This is a genomic window from Polynucleobacter rarus (genome assembly GCF_003072505.1).
Taxonomy (GTDB): Bacteria; Pseudomonadota; Gammaproteobacteria; order Burkholderiales; family Burkholderiaceae; genus Polynucleobacter; species Polynucleobacter rarus.
Window position 1 is genome coordinate 2,755,447 of sequence record NZ_NTGB01000001.1, and the last position, 15,783, is coordinate 2,771,229.

General features: G+C 40.7%; 15 protein-coding genes. 12 read left to right on the top strand and 3 right to left on the bottom strand.

Annotation, left to right across the window (positions count from 1 at the left end; translation table 11 throughout):
- Positions 1-6 precede the first annotated feature (6 nt).
- From gatA to dksA, 7 genes are all read left to right on the top strand, one after another.
- On the top strand, positions 7-1,506 hold the full coding sequence (gene gatA, locus AOC35_RS13440) for an Asp-tRNA(Asn)/Glu-tRNA(Gln) amidotransferase subunit GatA (RefSeq protein WP_170107049.1): 1,500 nt from the start codon (positions 7-9) through the stop codon (positions 1,504-1,506).
- Positions 1,503-2,999: an Asp-tRNA(Asn)/Glu-tRNA(Gln) amidotransferase subunit GatB gene (gene gatB / locus AOC35_RS13445; protein WP_108647825.1), complete on the top strand. Its 1,497-nt coding sequence runs from the start codon at positions 1,503-1,505 to the stop codon at positions 2,997-2,999. The genes gatA and gatB overlap by 4 nt, the downstream gene beginning before the upstream one ends.
- A 19-nt stretch (positions 3,000-3,018) precedes the next feature.
- A complete protein-coding gene (locus AOC35_RS13450; protein WP_108647827.1) occupies positions 3,019-3,678 on the top strand; it encodes a DUF484 family protein in 660 nt (219 codons plus the stop codon).
- Between the two features lie 3 nt (positions 3,679-3,681).
- Positions 3,682-4,683 carry a tyrosine recombinase XerC gene (locus tag AOC35_RS13455; RefSeq protein ID WP_108647829.1) on the top strand — a complete coding sequence of 334 codons (1,002 nt, stop codon included), beginning with the start codon at positions 3,682-3,684 and terminating at the stop codon, positions 4,681-4,683.
- Positions 4,684-4,685: 2 nt separating this feature from the next.
- Positions 4,686-5,891: a class I SAM-dependent rRNA methyltransferase gene (locus AOC35_RS13460; RefSeq protein ID WP_108647831.1), complete on the top strand. Its 1,206-nt coding sequence runs from the start codon at positions 4,686-4,688 to the stop codon at positions 5,889-5,891.
- 49 nt (positions 5,892-5,940) lie between these two features.
- Positions 5,941-6,990 carry a CobW family GTP-binding protein gene (locus AOC35_RS13465; RefSeq protein WP_108647833.1) on the top strand — a complete coding sequence of 350 codons (1,050 nt, stop codon included), beginning with the start codon at positions 5,941-5,943 and terminating at the stop codon, positions 6,988-6,990.
- 157 nt (positions 6,991-7,147) lie between these two features.
- Entirely contained in the window at positions 7,148-7,597 is a 450-nt protein-coding gene (dksA, locus tag AOC35_RS13470; RefSeq protein ID WP_170107050.1) for an RNA polymerase-binding protein DksA, read from the top strand.
- A gap of 80 nt (positions 7,598-7,677) precedes the next feature.
- On the opposite strand, the gene AOC35_RS13475 is transcribed toward dksA, so the two are convergent.
- Both AOC35_RS13475 and AOC35_RS13480 read right to left on the bottom strand, forming a co-directional pair.
- Entirely contained in the window at positions 7,678-9,654 is a 1,977-nt protein-coding gene (locus AOC35_RS13475; protein ID WP_159077598.1) for a TonB-dependent receptor, read from the bottom strand.
- A 105-nt stretch (positions 9,655-9,759) separates the two neighbouring features.
- Positions 9,760-10,173: a hypothetical protein gene (locus AOC35_RS13480; protein ID WP_108647837.1), complete on the bottom strand. Its 414-nt coding sequence runs from the start codon at positions 10,171-10,173 to the stop codon at positions 9,760-9,762.
- Between the two features lie 159 nt (positions 10,174-10,332).
- Here AOC35_RS13480 and argB point away from each other — a divergent pair, with 159 nt between their 5' ends.
- Genes argB through AOC35_RS13505 form a run of 5 tightly spaced genes read left to right on the top strand, consistent with a single transcriptional unit; the run spans position 10,333 to position 14,989 of the window.
- The gene (argB, locus tag AOC35_RS13485; protein ID WP_108647839.1) at positions 10,333-11,235 is read left to right on the top strand and encodes an acetylglutamate kinase; all 903 of its coding nucleotides are present in this window, start codon (positions 10,333-10,335) and stop codon (positions 11,233-11,235) included.
- A 1-nt stretch (position 11,236) separates the two neighbouring features.
- Positions 11,237-11,875 (top strand): nucleoid occlusion factor SlmA, encoded by a 639-nt coding sequence (gene slmA, locus AOC35_RS13490; RefSeq protein WP_108647841.1) that lies wholly within the window; start codon positions 11,237-11,239, stop codon positions 11,873-11,875.
- Positions 11,872-13,002, top strand: coding sequence for a homoserine O-succinyltransferase MetX (gene metX / locus AOC35_RS13495; RefSeq protein WP_108647843.1), 1,131 nt, complete (start codon positions 11,872-11,874; stop codon positions 13,000-13,002). Before slmA ends, metX begins: the two co-directional genes overlap by 4 nt.
- A complete protein-coding gene (metW, locus tag AOC35_RS13500; RefSeq protein WP_108647845.1) occupies positions 13,002-13,595 on the top strand; it encodes a methionine biosynthesis protein MetW in 594 nt (197 codons plus the stop codon). The genes metX and metW overlap by 1 nt, the downstream gene beginning before the upstream one ends.
- Positions 13,592-14,989, top strand: a complete 1,398-nt coding sequence (locus AOC35_RS13505) for an AmpG family muropeptide MFS transporter (RefSeq protein WP_425440630.1) — start codon at positions 13,592-13,594, stop codon at positions 14,987-14,989. Before metW ends, AOC35_RS13505 begins: the two co-directional genes overlap by 4 nt.
- Here AOC35_RS13505 and AOC35_RS13510 read toward each other — a convergent pair.
- Positions 14,965-15,753, bottom strand: coding sequence for an exodeoxyribonuclease III (locus AOC35_RS13510; RefSeq protein ID WP_108647847.1), 789 nt, complete (start codon positions 15,751-15,753; stop codon positions 14,965-14,967). The two genes, AOC35_RS13505 and AOC35_RS13510, sit on opposite strands and share 25 nt — an antisense overlap.
- Positions 15,754-15,783 lie beyond the last annotated feature (30 nt).

Consider the following 15,783-nt stretch of genomic DNA (forward strand, 5'->3'; position numbering starts at 1 on the left):
CATCAAATGACCATTGAAAAGTTACACGAAGCCTTAATTAACAAACAGTTAAGTAGCGTCGAAGTAACTAACTATTTTTTAAATCGTATCGATACTGCAAAAGACTTAAACGCCTATATTGATGTGCAACCAGAGCTTTCTTTAGCGCAAGCTCGACAAGCTGATCAACTGATTGCACAAGGTAATCAAGGATATTTAACAGGGATTCCCATTGCACATAAGGATGTATTTGTGACAAAGGGTTGGAAATCTACTGCCGCTTCGAAGATGCTGGGAAATTATCAAAGTCCTTTTGATGCTACTGTTGTGGAAAAACTGGGAATGCTAGGCTCAGGCATGGTTTGCCTTGGTAAAACCAATATGGATGAGTTTGCAATGGGGTCCTCCAATGAAAACTCAGCTTTTGGCCCGGCTTTAAACCCTTGGAATTTAGATTATGTTCCAGGTGGCTCATCAGGTGGATCGGCAGTGGCGGTTGCGGCAGGCTTAACAATAGCCGCCACAGGAACAGATACTGGGGGCTCTATCCGTCAACCTGCGGCTTTTTGCGGAATTACAGGGATAAAACCCACTTATGGGCGTGTTTCCCGGTATGGGATGATTGCCTATGCATCCTCATTGGATCAGGCTGGGCCAATGGCTAAAACGGCGAGTGAGTGCGCCTGGTTAATGAACGCTATCGCGGGCAAAGACTTACGGGACTCTACAAGTATTGAACGAGAAAACGAGGACTTTACTCGCTTGTTGGGCGCCAATTGGGATTCTAGTAACTCAAACGCCAGTCAACCTCTTCAAGGACTCAAAATTGGGGTGCCTAAGGAGTTCTTTGCAAAAGGCTTGAATCATGAAGTCAAACTGGCTATTGAGGAAGCATTAAAGCAATTCGAAGCACTTGGTGCCGTTTGTGTGGAAGTCTCTTTGCCAAAAACAGAATTATCAATCCCGGTCTACTATGTCTTAGCTCCCGCTGAAGCTTCGAGTAATTTGAGTAGATATGATGGTGTTCGCTATGGTTATCGCTCAGAGAAATATAAAGATTTAGCTCAAATGTATACCCATTCAAGAACTGAGGGCTTTGGTGCCGAAGTAAAGCGTCGTATTTTGGTGGGCGCTTATGTTTTGTCACAAGGGTACTACGAGGCATATTATTTGCAGGCACAAAAAATAAGAAGAATCATTGCCCAAGATTTTCAGACTGCCTTTACGCAGTGTGATGTTTTGATGGGGCCTGTTGCGCCAGATGTGGCCTGGAAAATTGGTGAAAAATCAAAGGATCCAATTGCTATGTATCTAGAAGATATTTTTACTTTGAGTGCTAACCTAGCAGGACTACCTGCTATGAGTCTGCCATGCGGATTTAATCAATCAGGCTTACCGATTGGTTTACAGATGATTGGCAATTATTTTAATGAGGCTGAAATGCTTCAAGTTGCAAATCATTTTCAAACTGCGACAGAGTGGCATTCAATGCAACCATTACAAAATGTAGCAGGTGAAAAATCATGAGTCAAATTGAATGGGAAGTTGTAATCGGTCTTGAGACACACGCACAATTGATGACGCAGTCAAAAATATTTAGTGGTGCCAGTATTGCTTTTGGGGCAAGTCCCAATGAACAAGCCTGTGCCGTTGATTTAGCGTTGCCAGGTACTCTACCAGTGTTAAACGAAGAGGCTGTCAATCACGCGATTCGCTTTGGTTTAGCGATTGGCTCTGTAGTCGCGCCAATGAGTGTTTTTGCTCGAAAAAACTATTTTTATCCTGATTTACCAAAGGGATACCAAATTAGTCAATTTTCTTTACCAGTAGTCGTTGGTGGAAAAATAATGATTGAAGTAGATGGACAAGTCAAAGAAATTCAATTGACTAGAGCTCATCTCGAAGAAGATGCGGGTAAATCATTACATGACGATTTTGCTGGCCCTCATGGAGAGTCATCCAGCGGCATAGATCTCAATAGAGCCGGCACACCATTATTAGAAATTGTTACAGAACCAGTAATGCGCAGTGCAACTGAGGCGGTAGCCTATGCAAAAGAGCTACATGCTTTAGTGATGTGGTTAGGTATTTGTGATGGCAATATGCAAGAGGGTTCGTTCCGTTGCGATGCCAACGTTTCTGTAAGACCAAAGGGACAAAAAGAATTTGGTACACGTTGTGAGATTAAAAATTTAAACTCGTTTAAATTTTTAGAGGAAGCAATTCTCCATGAAGTGCAAAGGCAAATTGAATTAATTGAAGATGGTGGTCGAGTGGTACAAGAAACACGTTTGTATGACCCAGACAAAATGGAAACACGGAGTATGCGTAGTAAAGAAGATGCGCAAGACTATCGTTATTTCCCCGATCCTGATTTGTTGCCCCTCCAAATATCTCAAGAGCGAATTAATGGTATTCGTGCTTTGATGCCTGCTTTACCTAAAGAGTTACGCGAAGAGTGGCAAAACACATATGGTCTGAGTAGCTACGATACTGGTTTACTAACGCAAGATAAGGCTTTAGCACACTTTTTTATAGAAGTATTAAAGTTAATTGAGATTGACCTAGCGAAGCCAGCAGCGAATTTGATGGCAGGTGAATTTGCTTCTGCCATGAATAAAGAAAGTTTGAGCGCAGACTTGGCACCAGTGCGGCCAATACATATTGCTGAGTTACTCAAAAGAACTAAAGATGGGACGATCTCCAACAAAATCGCAAAAGAGATCTTTTCACAAATATGGGAACTTGGCCTCAATGCATCTAATCGCCAAGAGTCTATTTTGTTAGAAGGATTAGTCGACCAAATTATTGACCAAAAAGGCCTGCGTCAAATTAGCGATGTAGGAGCTATTGAAAAAATTATTGATCAGGTATTAATCGAGAATCCAAAGTCAGTTGAAGAGTATCGGAGTGGTAAAGAAAAAGCCTTTAACGCACTCGTTGGGCAAATTATGAAAGCCTCAAAAGGAAAAGCAAATCCGGGACAAGTCAACACTTTATTAAAACAGAAACTAATATAATTTATTGAGGAATCACGGAATGCTTGAACCTATATTAGAAAATGACTCACTGAACCAGTCACAAAAAGAACAAGAAGAGTTGGTTGCGCATTGGCTATTATCGACCCCAGGTTTTTTTGATAGACACCCACAACTATTGTTGAGTATTGACTTAGGATCCTCTTTAGACGGACGTGTCCTATCTTTACAAGAAAAACAAATGAATGTTTTAAGAAATAAAAATCGTGATCTAAATCAACGTACAACAGAAATGCTTCGGTTTGGGATGGAAAATGATTTGACCCAAAATTTGATGGTGCAATGGTTAGAAGATCTTTGTGGCAAAAAAACGAAAGAAGACGTGATTGAAAACATTACTAATGGACTCAATAGTATGTTTAAAGTGGGTAGTGTGGCATACATTCCTCCCGCAGAAATTGAGGCGGCTATTTTAGAGAATTTAAACAAAGAAATCATTGTGGGAAGTCTACCTGCCGAAATCAATTTTCCATCTCTGCAAATTACAGATGAAGTTGGTAGTTTTGCTTTAGTGCCACTCCACATCCATGAAAAAAAATTCGGCGCCATCTTGTTTATCAGTAAAGATATTTCTAAGTACACCTTAGATACAGGCTTGGTATATTTAGAACAATTAGGAAGGCTAGCTGCTGCTGCCCTGAGCCGATTTGAGGATGATTAATCAATGATTCAAAGTGGTAGTCCTTCGAAACAATCTTTGGAAGTCGGGCTATTTCTTGAAGAGTTAAACGTAGTTCGGCAATTATCAAAGCACACCATTAAAGCGTATGATCAAGACTTGCTAAAGTTATATGCATTCTTAGATGAATTCAATCTGCAAGTTCATCACGTTCAGGCGCATCACATCAGAAATTGGGTTGGTAAATTGCATGGACAGGGACTTTCAGCTAGATCCATAGCGCGCTTATTATCCGCTTGGCGAACTTTTTTTGATTGGCTCAAAAAACCCCACCCTAAGTTGCCAATGCTAGGAATGACAAATAATCCAGTCGTAGATATTAAAGCGCCAAAAAAAGCAAAGTCCTTGCCGAAAGCTCTCAGTGTGGAGCATACGCAAGTACTAATGGAATATGCAAAAAAACAAAAAGATTCGACAGATTTATCAAGTGATCAATACTGGGCGGTCGTTAGAGATTATGCAATTGTTGAGTTGTTTTACTCGTCAGGATTACGTCTGTCCGAATTACTAAGTATTGAGATGCGCTTATCTGGCGCACGTCAAAATGATCGACAAAGTTGGATAGATTGGGAAGCAGCAGAAGTGAATGTATTTGGTAAGGGTAGTAAACGGCGGATTGTTCCGGTGGGACAAATGGCGATGCAAGCGCTCATTAGTTGGCGTGCTGAATGGGAAAAAAAGATACCAGAACTGAATGGACCGCTCTTTATCAATGAGAAAGGTGCTAGACTATCACCCCGAACGGTTCAGGTCAGGTTACAAAAATTGGCAATGAATGCAGGTCTGCCAACGCATGTTCACCCACACATGCTTAGACACTCCTTTGCAAGTCACGTTTTACAATCTTCACATGATTTGAGAGCTGTTCAGGAAATGTTAGGACATGTCAGTATTGGTAGTACCCAAATTTACACTTCATTAGATTTTCAACATTTAGCGCAGGCTTATGATCAAGCCCACCCTAGAGCAAAACCAGAAAAAAGTTAACTATGCAAGCCAATCTTATTTTAGCTACCGGTAAAGAAAGAGCGCCGATGCAAGGGCATCCTTGGATTTTTTCAGGAGCGATTAAAAGCTTTTCAGGAAAAATGAGCTCGGGTTCAACCGTCACAGTTCACAGTGATGATGGCAAGTTTATTGGCCGAGCAGCCTATAGCCCATCGTCACAAATTAGAGCAAGAATTTGGTCATGGGATGAAAACGAACCTATTGACCATGCTTTCTTCAAACGAAAGATTGCAACTGCCATTGCCCATCGAAATAAATGGGTTAAGGGGACTAATGCGATTCGATTGATTTTCGGTGAAGCTGATGGTCTGCCCGGGCTAGTAGTTGATCAATACAACAATATTTTGGTCTGTCAGTTTTTGAGTGCAGGGGTCGAACATTGGAAAGAGGTAATCGTCGGCATCTTACAAAGCCAAACACAATGTGAGACGATTATTGAGCGTTCTGATGCAGCTGTTAGAGAGCGTGAAGGATTACCGCTCATTAGTGGAGTACTCTACGGCGAGTTAAAAACCCCTGAAGTGATTGCCCTAGAAAATGACATCCAATACTTAATTAACCCTTTTGAGGGTCATAAAACAGGTTTTTATATTGATCAGCGTGATAATCGTGGTCTCGTGGCGCAGTGGGCAAAAAACTGTCGAGTTTTAAACACCTTTTGTTATACAGGTGGATTTTCTTTAGCCGCTTTATATGGCGGTGCGAGTGAAGTGATCTCTGTCGATTCTTCAGGAGATGCATTAGCTATTGCACAACGACAAGTGGAGTTAAATGGTTTTGATCAAAGTAAAGCAAAGTGGTTAGATCGAGACGCCTTTGAGGTGTTAAAAGAATTGAGAGTCGCCCAAGAGTTATTTGACATCATTATTCTTGATCCGCCAAAATTTGCACCATCTGCTCAGCATTTAATCCGAGCAAAAAAAGCATATAAAGACATTAATCGTTCCGCTATGCAAATGTTAAGACCAGGCGGACTGCTTTTCACCTTTTCATGTTCTGGAGCGATGGATTTAGAAACTTTTGATCAAACTGTAATAGCTGCAAGCATTGAGGCGGCAAGTCACAAAAAAGATGAAAATTTAAAATTTAGGGTCTTAAAACGCTTGACATCAGGCCAAGACCACCCTAAATTAATTTCCTTTCCCGAAGGTGACTATCTAAAAGGTCTCCTTTTGGAAAGAATTTGATGTACATTAGAGCGTTATATTAGTAATTTAATTTTTTTTGTAGGTTTTTATGGCACTTATACCAGTAACAATTTTGACAGGTTTTCTTGGCAGCGGGAAAACAACCCTTTTAAAACATATCCTTACTGAAAAGCATGGCAAAAAAATTGCCGTGATTGAAAACGAGTTTGGCGAAGAAAATATTGATAATGAAATCTTAATTCAAGATAGTAATGAACAAATTGTTCAAATGAGTAATGGTTGTGTCTGTTGTACGATTCGTGGCGATCTTGTAACCGCCTTGAATCAACTTTGGGAACAACGCAAAAATAAGCAAATTGATTTTGATCGCGTCGTGATTGAAACGACAGGAATCGCTAATCCTGGGCCTGTTGCCCAGACATTTTTTATGGATGATGATGTCGCTGAACATTACGCTTTAGATGCTGTAGTCACCCTAGTAGATGCTAAGCATGGCGATATGCAACTGAATGAACATGAAGAAGCTCAGCAACAAGTTGGCTTTGCAGATCAAATCTTTATTACAAAAACCGATGTAGCGGATCAAAAAGGGGTTCAGGCGCTCCGTAACCGCTTAGTTCATATGAATCCAAAGGCACCGATTAAAGAAATTCAACAAGGTGTGGTGAATTTAGATGAAGTATTTGACCTACACGGCTTTAATTTAAATGCAAAGCTTGATATTGACCCGCATTTTTTAGAGCAAGAAAATCATGATGACTGTGGACACGATCATGACCACGATCATGACCACGACCATGATCACCACCATGGCCATGACCACCATCATCATAACCATACTGATCGCATACAGTCTTTTGTGTTTAGAAGTGAAAAACCTTTTGACCATAAAAAATTAGAGGACTTTTTAGGTGGGATTTTGTCCGTTTTTGGTGAAAAACTTCTCCGTTATAAGGGTGTTCTCTTTATAAAGGGATCCAATCGTAAAGTAGTATTACAAGGCGTTCATGAAATGATGGGTAGCGATATGGCTGGCCCTTGGGGTAAAGAGTTAAAACAAACGAAGTTAGTATTTATAGGGATTGATTTACCAAAAGATACCCTTATGATGGGCCTTGAAGGTTGTTTAGTGAATTAAATAACCAATTTATATTGATTTCACATAAAGTGTGTAAAGTAAAAAGGGAGACAATATGGCAACCGATAAAAAACTAAAAGAGCCAAAAGAGATAAAATCAGCACCCGGTTCAACAAAAGCAAAAACATCTGCAAAAAAAAGTGAAACAACAAAAGAAATGATTACAAAAGTAAAGAAAACTGAAGAAATCCAAGTTCATGAGATTATTTCTGAAGAGGCTTTGTTAAAAATGTCTGAAAAAGACTATATGGCAAAAGTGCAATTGGAGTTTTTTAAAGATCGTTTGCAACATTTAAAAGAAGATCTCCTGAAGAATGCCAGTACCACCTCAGAAAATCTGCGCGAAAACAATCTAGTGCCTGACCCTGCTGATCGTGCGACGATTGAAGAAGAACATGCCTTAGAACTTCGCACACGTGACCGCGAAAGAAAGCTGTTAAAAAAAGTAGAACAGGCTTTAGGTCGTATTGAATCAGGGGAGTATGGTTGGTGTGAAGAAACGGGTGAGGCAATTGGCATTTCTCGCCTGCTAGCTAGGCCAACCGCTAACTTATCTTTAGAGGCTCAAGAGCGTAGAGAACTTCGCCAAAAACTATTTGGTGATTAATCCTTCCGTGTAGTAAAAAAACGCAATCAATCTTAATGCTAGAAAAATGAATCATACATTCTTCTAGCGTTTTTTCTTCTCTAATAAAATACGCTTAGACCTAAGATAAAACTTCTGCCAGCTAGAGGGGCATTGATGCGAATTGACTCGACGGTGGTGGAGTATCGAATCGTATCATTCAAAAGATTATTCGCCATGAGATAAAGATTACCATCGGTCGAGCCAAAGTTCATTTTGCGCGCAACCCGAAAATCTAATTTGTTATAACTAGGCGTCGAGTAGGTTTCAAAAGTAGCTAACCGAGTTTGCCCTAAACCATGAATCAAACTTAGCTTTGAGGACCATAAGCCCTGTTCATAGCCAACGTGCCCACCTACTCGAACAGTGGGTTGTAAGGGGAGGTTCGAGTTATCATCAAAAGTCCCTCTCGAGCCATCACTAAATAACCTGGCAGAAAAGCCGGGCCCTTGAGAATTTAATAGTAATTCTGATTCAAAGCCAGTGAGTGTTGCGTTCGCTTGCGTAAACTGTCTAACGGGGTAGTTAGAGACGAGATCACTTTCACTCGTATAAAGCCCATAAATATAATTCTTCGTTTTATTTTGATAAAGGTTGATTTGGCCCTGCCAAAGGCCTTGTGTTTTCCGCCAAGCCCATTCAATTTGATAGGTAGATTCTTTGCTTAAGGAGGAGTTACCAATGTCAAAAGTCGCAGTGGAATCATGGTTACCATACGCATATAATTCATCAACGGATGGCGCTCGTTGAATCATTTGCAAGGTCAAACCCGTCTTATAACCCTCAGCATAATTCCAAAAGGCACTACCCGAGGCAGATAATAAGTTTTCTTGAACATCTACCCTCTTAGGAGGGCTATATCCGCCAGGATTAGAGAATTGTGGATGATCCGTATAGGCCATGCTGCTATCAGGACTTTGGTTTGTTTTTTCGAATCGAAGGCCGGTTTTAAAGTCAATTGCCGCAAGGGAAGTATTTTCAACCAAAAAGATTGCCAGACTATTTGATTGAGTTGATGGAATAACTGCCGCGGTATTTCCAACGCTAGTAAGGTCAATAGCGCCTAATTTCCCACTGCGCAGTTGAAGCCCTAGAGAACCGAACCAGTTCGCGTAAACATCATGAAAAGCCTCTAAACGGACTTGATTCACAACATTTGTGAAGTTGGTTTGAGGAATGTGGTCGACTGAATTCTCAGTATGCTGATAATTGGTATAAGCATATTTAAGGTCTAATTTTGAGAAACCTTCAATAGGATTTTTGATTACATGGACCAGATCCAGCCTTTTTTGGAGTAAATCAATAAAAGAGCCTTCGACAGAAGGAATACCATAATTATTCCGATATTCACCATAGGAAATTCCTGTGTAGGATTGATCACCATGAAAAGTAGCACCAAAGCCAAGATCTGATAATTGCTGGGATGAATAATTTTGAGTCATGCCATCTGGGCGAACATAATCATTACTTGATTTTTTAACACCATCAAAATGAAGCGACCAAGGTCCGACAGATCCTTCGGTTAAGACCCCAGCTAAAAAGCCCTGATTTTGAAAGTTATATTGAGATTGGAATTCTGTATAAGGGCTAGTAGGTTGCTCTTCGGCAATGCGGTTATTTTCGAGCGTGATTAATCCAGCACTAGAGCCTGCTCCAAATCTGAGAGCTTCACTACCTCTGAGGACTTGTATTTTTTGTAAAAAGACCGGGTCGGAACTAACAGCATGGTCATCTGAAAGACTTGATAGATCACCAGAGCCCATCCCATTTTGTAAAATGGGCACTCGACTGCCTGACATGCCTCTTAGAACTGGGCGACTGGCATTGTTGCCAAAAGAAGTGCTACTGACTCCTAATTCTCCACTCAATAAATTACCTAAGTTGCTGGTATCTTGTTGTGAAACATTAACTATTGGTAAGGATAGTGCTGCATCACCCTGCTTAGAAGCAGATCCCGTAATCGTGATTTCCTCTAATTCTGTATAAGCTTGATTCTGCTTCGGCAAAACATCTTGTGCTAGACAGAGGGTGAGATTCATTGATGTAACGCAATAGACCAAGAAAAAAACAAAACTCTTTTGAAAACAATACATAACAACTCCCCATACAAAGATGGATTAAAAACTAAACCAAAGAAAGATTAATTAGCGGGAGGAGATTGAAGGGGGGGCTCTACTTAAAAAATTCCAGTAAAGTTTTTTGTAGAACTCGCGGGGGTTAATAAGAGTATTGAAGAAAAAGACGAGTGCAGTGATTAAAGGGACTTGGAAAGCGATAAAGACCGCTGTAGCTAAAGAGCACGCGTCTAAGGCTAAACAGTTATGATTCAGAGAAGAATTGGGCGGAATATTACCTGGAAGTCCGCCTAAACGACTTTGCTCAACTTGTAAATCTGTGGAGTTCTGATAACTCGTGCTCGATGATGCAGTCTTAGCAGAAGCGAACCCATGATGAACAGAGTGACTCAATCCAAAAAATTGCGTCCAAAGTAGAGTTAAAGTTATGATAAAAATAACTAGACGATTGGTAGCGAAGGGTAAGGGTTGTTGAACAAACATGACATTAATTTACCATTCTATTTGGCTAGAAGATGAAATAATAGTGTTTTGATCTTCAAATAATCCTTTGTTACTAAAAAGAATCTGCAATATGTATTAAATTCTTATTAAAATAAGAAAATAAATTTGGTATCACTAAATAACCGCTAATTAAAAAACATGGACAAAACCCAACTCACTTTAAGTGACATCGCACCTATACTCAAGGCTGAAATACTAGCGGAGGCTCTGCCATATATTAAAAAATACCATGGTAAAACAATCGTCATTAAATACGGCGGCAACGCTATGACGGAAGAACGCCTCAAAGAAGGCTTTGCTAGAGATGTGATTTTGTTGAAACTAGTTGGTATGAACCCTGTCGTTGTGCATGGTGGTGGACCTCAAATTGACGATGCATTAAGAAAAATTGGTAAAGCGGGAACCTTTATCCAAGGTATGCGTGTAACTGATGATGAGACGATGGAAGTTGTCGAGTGGGTATTGGGTGGTGAAGTTCAGCAAGATATAGTCATGATGATTAATCAGTTTGGCGGTCAAGCTGTTGGCTTAACCGGTAAAGATGGTGGCCTGATTAAGGCAAAAAAACTCTGGATGGCTGATAAGGATGATCCATTAAAGAAAATTGATATTGGTTTTGTAGGAGAAATTAGTTCGATCAATCCTGCGGTAGTCAAAGCCTTACAGGATGATGCCTTTATTCCAGTGATCTCACCGATTGGCTTTGGTGAAGATGGTCGTGCTTACAACATTAATGCAGATGTTGTTGCAGGAAAAATGGCTGAGATTTTGAATGCAGAAAAATTAGTAATGATGACAAATATTCCTGGAGTAATGAATAGTAAAGGGGAATTATTAACGGATTTATCTGCAAAAGAGATTGACGAGTTGTTTGCCGATGGTACTATTTCAGGTGGCATGCTACCTAAAATCTCTTCAGCCTTAGATGCAGCAAGATGTGGGGTCAACTCAGTACATATTATTGACGGTAGAATTGAACATTCGCTTCTATTGGAAATTTTGACAGAACAAGCTTTTGGAACAATGATCAGGTCGAACTAAAATGAGTACCTCACCTACCGAAAACTCGACTGTTGATAATTTGGATACCAGCGCTCGCAAACGACCAAAACCAGGTGAGCGGCGTATTCAAATCTTACAAGCTTTAGCTCAGATGTTAGAAAACCCCCAGGGCGATCGAGTTACAACTTCAGCCCTCGCGGCTAAGATACAGGTTTCTGAGGCTGCACTGTATCGTCATTTTGCCAGTAAAGCACAAATGTTTGATGGCTTAATTGCCTTTATCGAACAAAGTATTTTTGGACTCATCAATCAAATTATCACGAGAGATGAAAACGGCATGCAACAGATTAAAGAAATCGCTTCTATTTTGTTGGCATTTGCAGAAAAAAATCCCGGAATGACAAGAGTGTTACTCGGGGATTCATTATTTCAAGAGGACGCTAGATTGCAAGAACGGATCAACCAACTCTTAGAGCGTGTTGAAGCTTCATTGAAGCAGTCTTTTAGAATTATGCAGACTCAACAAAATCTGAATTGGGAGCCTGAAGAAATTAGTCGTCGTTCGAGTTTGATCATGGCTTTTGTCGTTGGAAACTGGCATCGGTTTGCAAGAAGTGGCTTTAAGAAATCACCGATGGAGCATGCCTTGCCGTCGCTTAACATCATCTTGATGGTATGAGTAGTTTAAATACCCAATTACATCACCTACAATTTTTTGAGCCGATACAACTTCAGTCTGGCGCATCGTTTGGGCCGTATACGCTGGTTGTAGAAACCTATGGCACACTCAATGCAGATTGTTCTAATGCAATCTTAGTCTGTCATGCCCTGAATGCCTCTCATCATGTTGCTGGGGTAAATGAAAAAGGGCAGGTTGGTTGGTGGGATAACTTAATTGGTCCCGATAAGTGTGTTGATACAAATGATTATTTTGTGATTGGGATTAATAATTTAGGATCTTGTTTTGGTTCAACCGGACCGATGAGCAAGAATCCTAGTACTGGTGAACCCTATGGCTCTCAATTTCCTGTCTTAACTGTCGAAGATTGGGTGAAGACGCAAGAGCGTGTCGCAAACCACTTCCAAATCAAAAAATTCGCTGCCGTAATGGGAGGTAGCTTAGGAGGCATGCAAGCGCTAACTTGGGCAATTTTGTATCCAGAACGATTAGAGCATTGTGTGGTGATTGCTTCTGCTGCAAATTTATCTGCGCAAAATATCGCGTTTAATCAAATTGCAAGAAGCGCCATTATGAGTGACCCCGATTTTCATGACGGTAATTTTTATGCTCATGGAGTGGTGCCCAATCGTGGCTTGCGCGTAGCGAGGATGGTTGGTCATGTCACTTATTTATCTGATGATGATATGGATCAGAAATTCGGTCGAACACTCAGAAGAGCAACGAACGAAGCTCAAGATTATCGGTTTAGTTTCGATACTGAATTTGAAGTAGAAAGTTATTTACGGTATCAAGGAGATAAATTCTCGGAGTATTTTGATGCGAATACCTATCTTCTCATTACGCGTGTGCTCGATTATTTCGACCCTGCAAAATCCTTTAACGGTAATCTGAATGAGGCGTTAAGTCAGGTTCTGGCGAAATTTTTAGTGATTAGTTTTACAACCGATTGGCGTTTTGCACCGTCCCGTAGTCGTGAGATTGTGAAAGCCTTATTAGACAATCAAAAAGAAGTATCTTATGCTGAAATTGATGCACCGCATGGACATGACGCTTTCTTATTGGATGATCCAAGATACCACCAATTAATCAAAGCCTATTTTGATCAAATGAAGCGGGAGAAATAATGAACTCGAATATCAGAGCTGATTTTTCCGCCATCGCTGATTGGATCAAACCGCATTCAAGCCTACTCGATGTTGGCTGTGGTGACGGTGAGTTTTTAGAGTTTATCCAAGCAGTGAAGCAGGTAAAAACTTACGGTGTAGAGATTTCGGATCAAAGTGTACTTGCTTGCGTCTCCCGTGGGTTAAATGTGATTCAGCAAGATTTAGAGGGTGGACTCGCTTTATTTGAGGATAAAAGCTTTGATACGGTGGTGCTTTCTCAAACCTTACAAACGATCCATCAAACTGAGAAAATTTTGCATGAGGTGGCACGGGTTGGTAAAGAATGTGTTGTCTCATTTCCTAATTTTGCCCATTGGTCTCATCGTCTTGACGTTTTAATGGGGCGGATGCCCGTCTCAAAATCGCTGCCCTATCATTGGTATGACACACCTAATGTGCGGGTATTAACGATTGCAGACTTCGAATTGCTTGCCAACCAAATTGGACTTACAATACTCGACCGGGTTGTTTTAGATGGCGGCCAGAGAGTAAATTGGTTCAGTAATTTTTTTGGTAGTTTAGCAATTTATAGAGTGTGTTCGACGAAATGACAAGATTAGATATTCATCCCGCCAAAGAGCAAATATCAAAAACTTCATCATCAATAAATCATCAAAACAAAAGCTGGGTAAATATCCTTAAAACATATACCCAGTGGCGCACACTCCGAATGTTGGGCTTAGGTTTTTCTGCTGGTTTACCACTCTTACTCGTTTTAGGCACTTTGAGTTTTTGGTTACGGGAAGCCGGTATTGATCGAACGACCATTGGATTCTTATCTTGGATTGGCTTGATGTATGGCTTTAAATGGGTTTGGGCACCTCTAGTTGACCGTTTACCCATTCCCTTTTTCAGTCAAAGAATTGGGCGACGTAAATCTTGGTTGCTTTTAGCACAGATCTTCGTGATTTTAGGCTTGCTCGGGATGACGCAAGCTAACCCTGTACTGAATTTATCAATCTTAGTGTGGAGTGCCCTTCTTGTCGCCTTTGGTTCAGCAACTCAAGACATTGCACTAGATGCCTTCCGAATTGAATCAGCCTCTGCCGAGGAACAGGGCGCCTTAGCGGCTGCCTATCAAACCGGTTATCGCTTAGCGATGATTTGGGCGGGAGCAGGAGCTTTATGGTTGGCTGCAAGAGCACAGGGTGAAAGTACCGGATATGATTTAGATGCGTGGCATGTGGCCTATGGATGGATGGCTGCTTCCATGTTGCCGGGCATCATTATTGTCTTGATCTCAAAAGAGAATGCGCCAACGATGACGAAGACGTCACCAAAAAATCCGTTAGCTTGGTTAAAAGAAGCATTTTTCCAACCCTTTGCTGAGTTTATTGGTCGGTACGGATGGTACGCAATTTTGATCTTATCCTTAATCGCTGTCTACCGAATTAGTGATGTTGTAATGGGCATTATGGCTAACCCCTTTTATGTGGATATGGGCTATACCAAAGATGAGGTGGCAGCTACTTCGAAAGTTTTTGGTGTCATTATGACTCTCGTAGGTGCTTTTATCGGTGGAGGATTAACCATTCGTTTTGGGATTTTAAGAATCCTAATGGTGGGTGCTTTTTTATCAGCGGTGAGTAATTTATTATTCGCTTGGCTAGCGACTGTCGGGCATGACCTTTATGGCTTAATCTTTGTGATTTCTGCCGATAACTTAAGTTCTGGCATTGCATCAGCTGCTTTTATTGCTTACATCTCATCACTTACCAATATCCAATATAGTGCAACGCAGTATGCTTTATTTAGCTCGATGATGTTGATCGTACCAAAATGGTTAGCAGGTTTTTCAGGGATGTTTGTAGATCATTTTGGATACCAACAATTTTTTGTTTTTACAGCAATTATTGGTATGCCAGTTTTCATTCTCATTTATTTTGTCGAAAAATTTGCTTCTAAAGAATTTGAAAAGCCTTATTCGGATAATACAAAATCATAATCAATGATGAGCGGGGCGTGATCAGAAAACCGCTCTTCTTTATAAATCTTTTGAGTCCTTGCAGTTTTGGCTAATGCATCACTGACGATGTGATAGTCAATGCGCCAACCAACATTATTCGCATAAGCTTGTCCGCGCTGACTCCACCATGTGTAGCAACTGTCCGTTGTATTTGGCTCTAATAAGCGATAAACATCGGTAAACCCTTCTTGCGAAAAGAGGTGAGTTAACCAAGCGCGTTCAGCTGGTAAAAAACCAGAGTTTTTGACATTACCCTTCCAGTTCTTTAAATCGATTTCATGATGAGCGATATTGATATCGCCACATAAAATAATTTCACAACCAGATTTTTTGAGTTGCACAAGAAACGGCAAGAAGACGTCTAAAAATCTAAATTTTGCGGCTTGTCGATCCTCAGAGGCAGAGCCCGATGGGAAATAGGCAGAGATGATCCAACGCTTGCCAAACCGAAGAGCCGTGTATCGCCCTTCGTTATCAAACTCTTCAACACCAAAGCCAGTAACGATTTCATCGGGTTGATGGCGAGTATAAATACCAGTGCCACTGTAGCCTTTTTTCTGCGCAAAATGAAAATAGCCTTGGTAGTTTCCAGGCTTTATAAACTCTTTCCCAAGATCATTAGCTTGGGCTTTAATTTCTTGTAAACAAACAAAATCAGCGTCACTTGTTGCTAGCCATTGTAAAAAGCCCTTTTTTGTAGCAGCGCGGATGCCGTTTAAGTTGGCGGAAACGATTTTTATCATAAGAGTCAGAAGAAGTTTAAAAAAGATGAT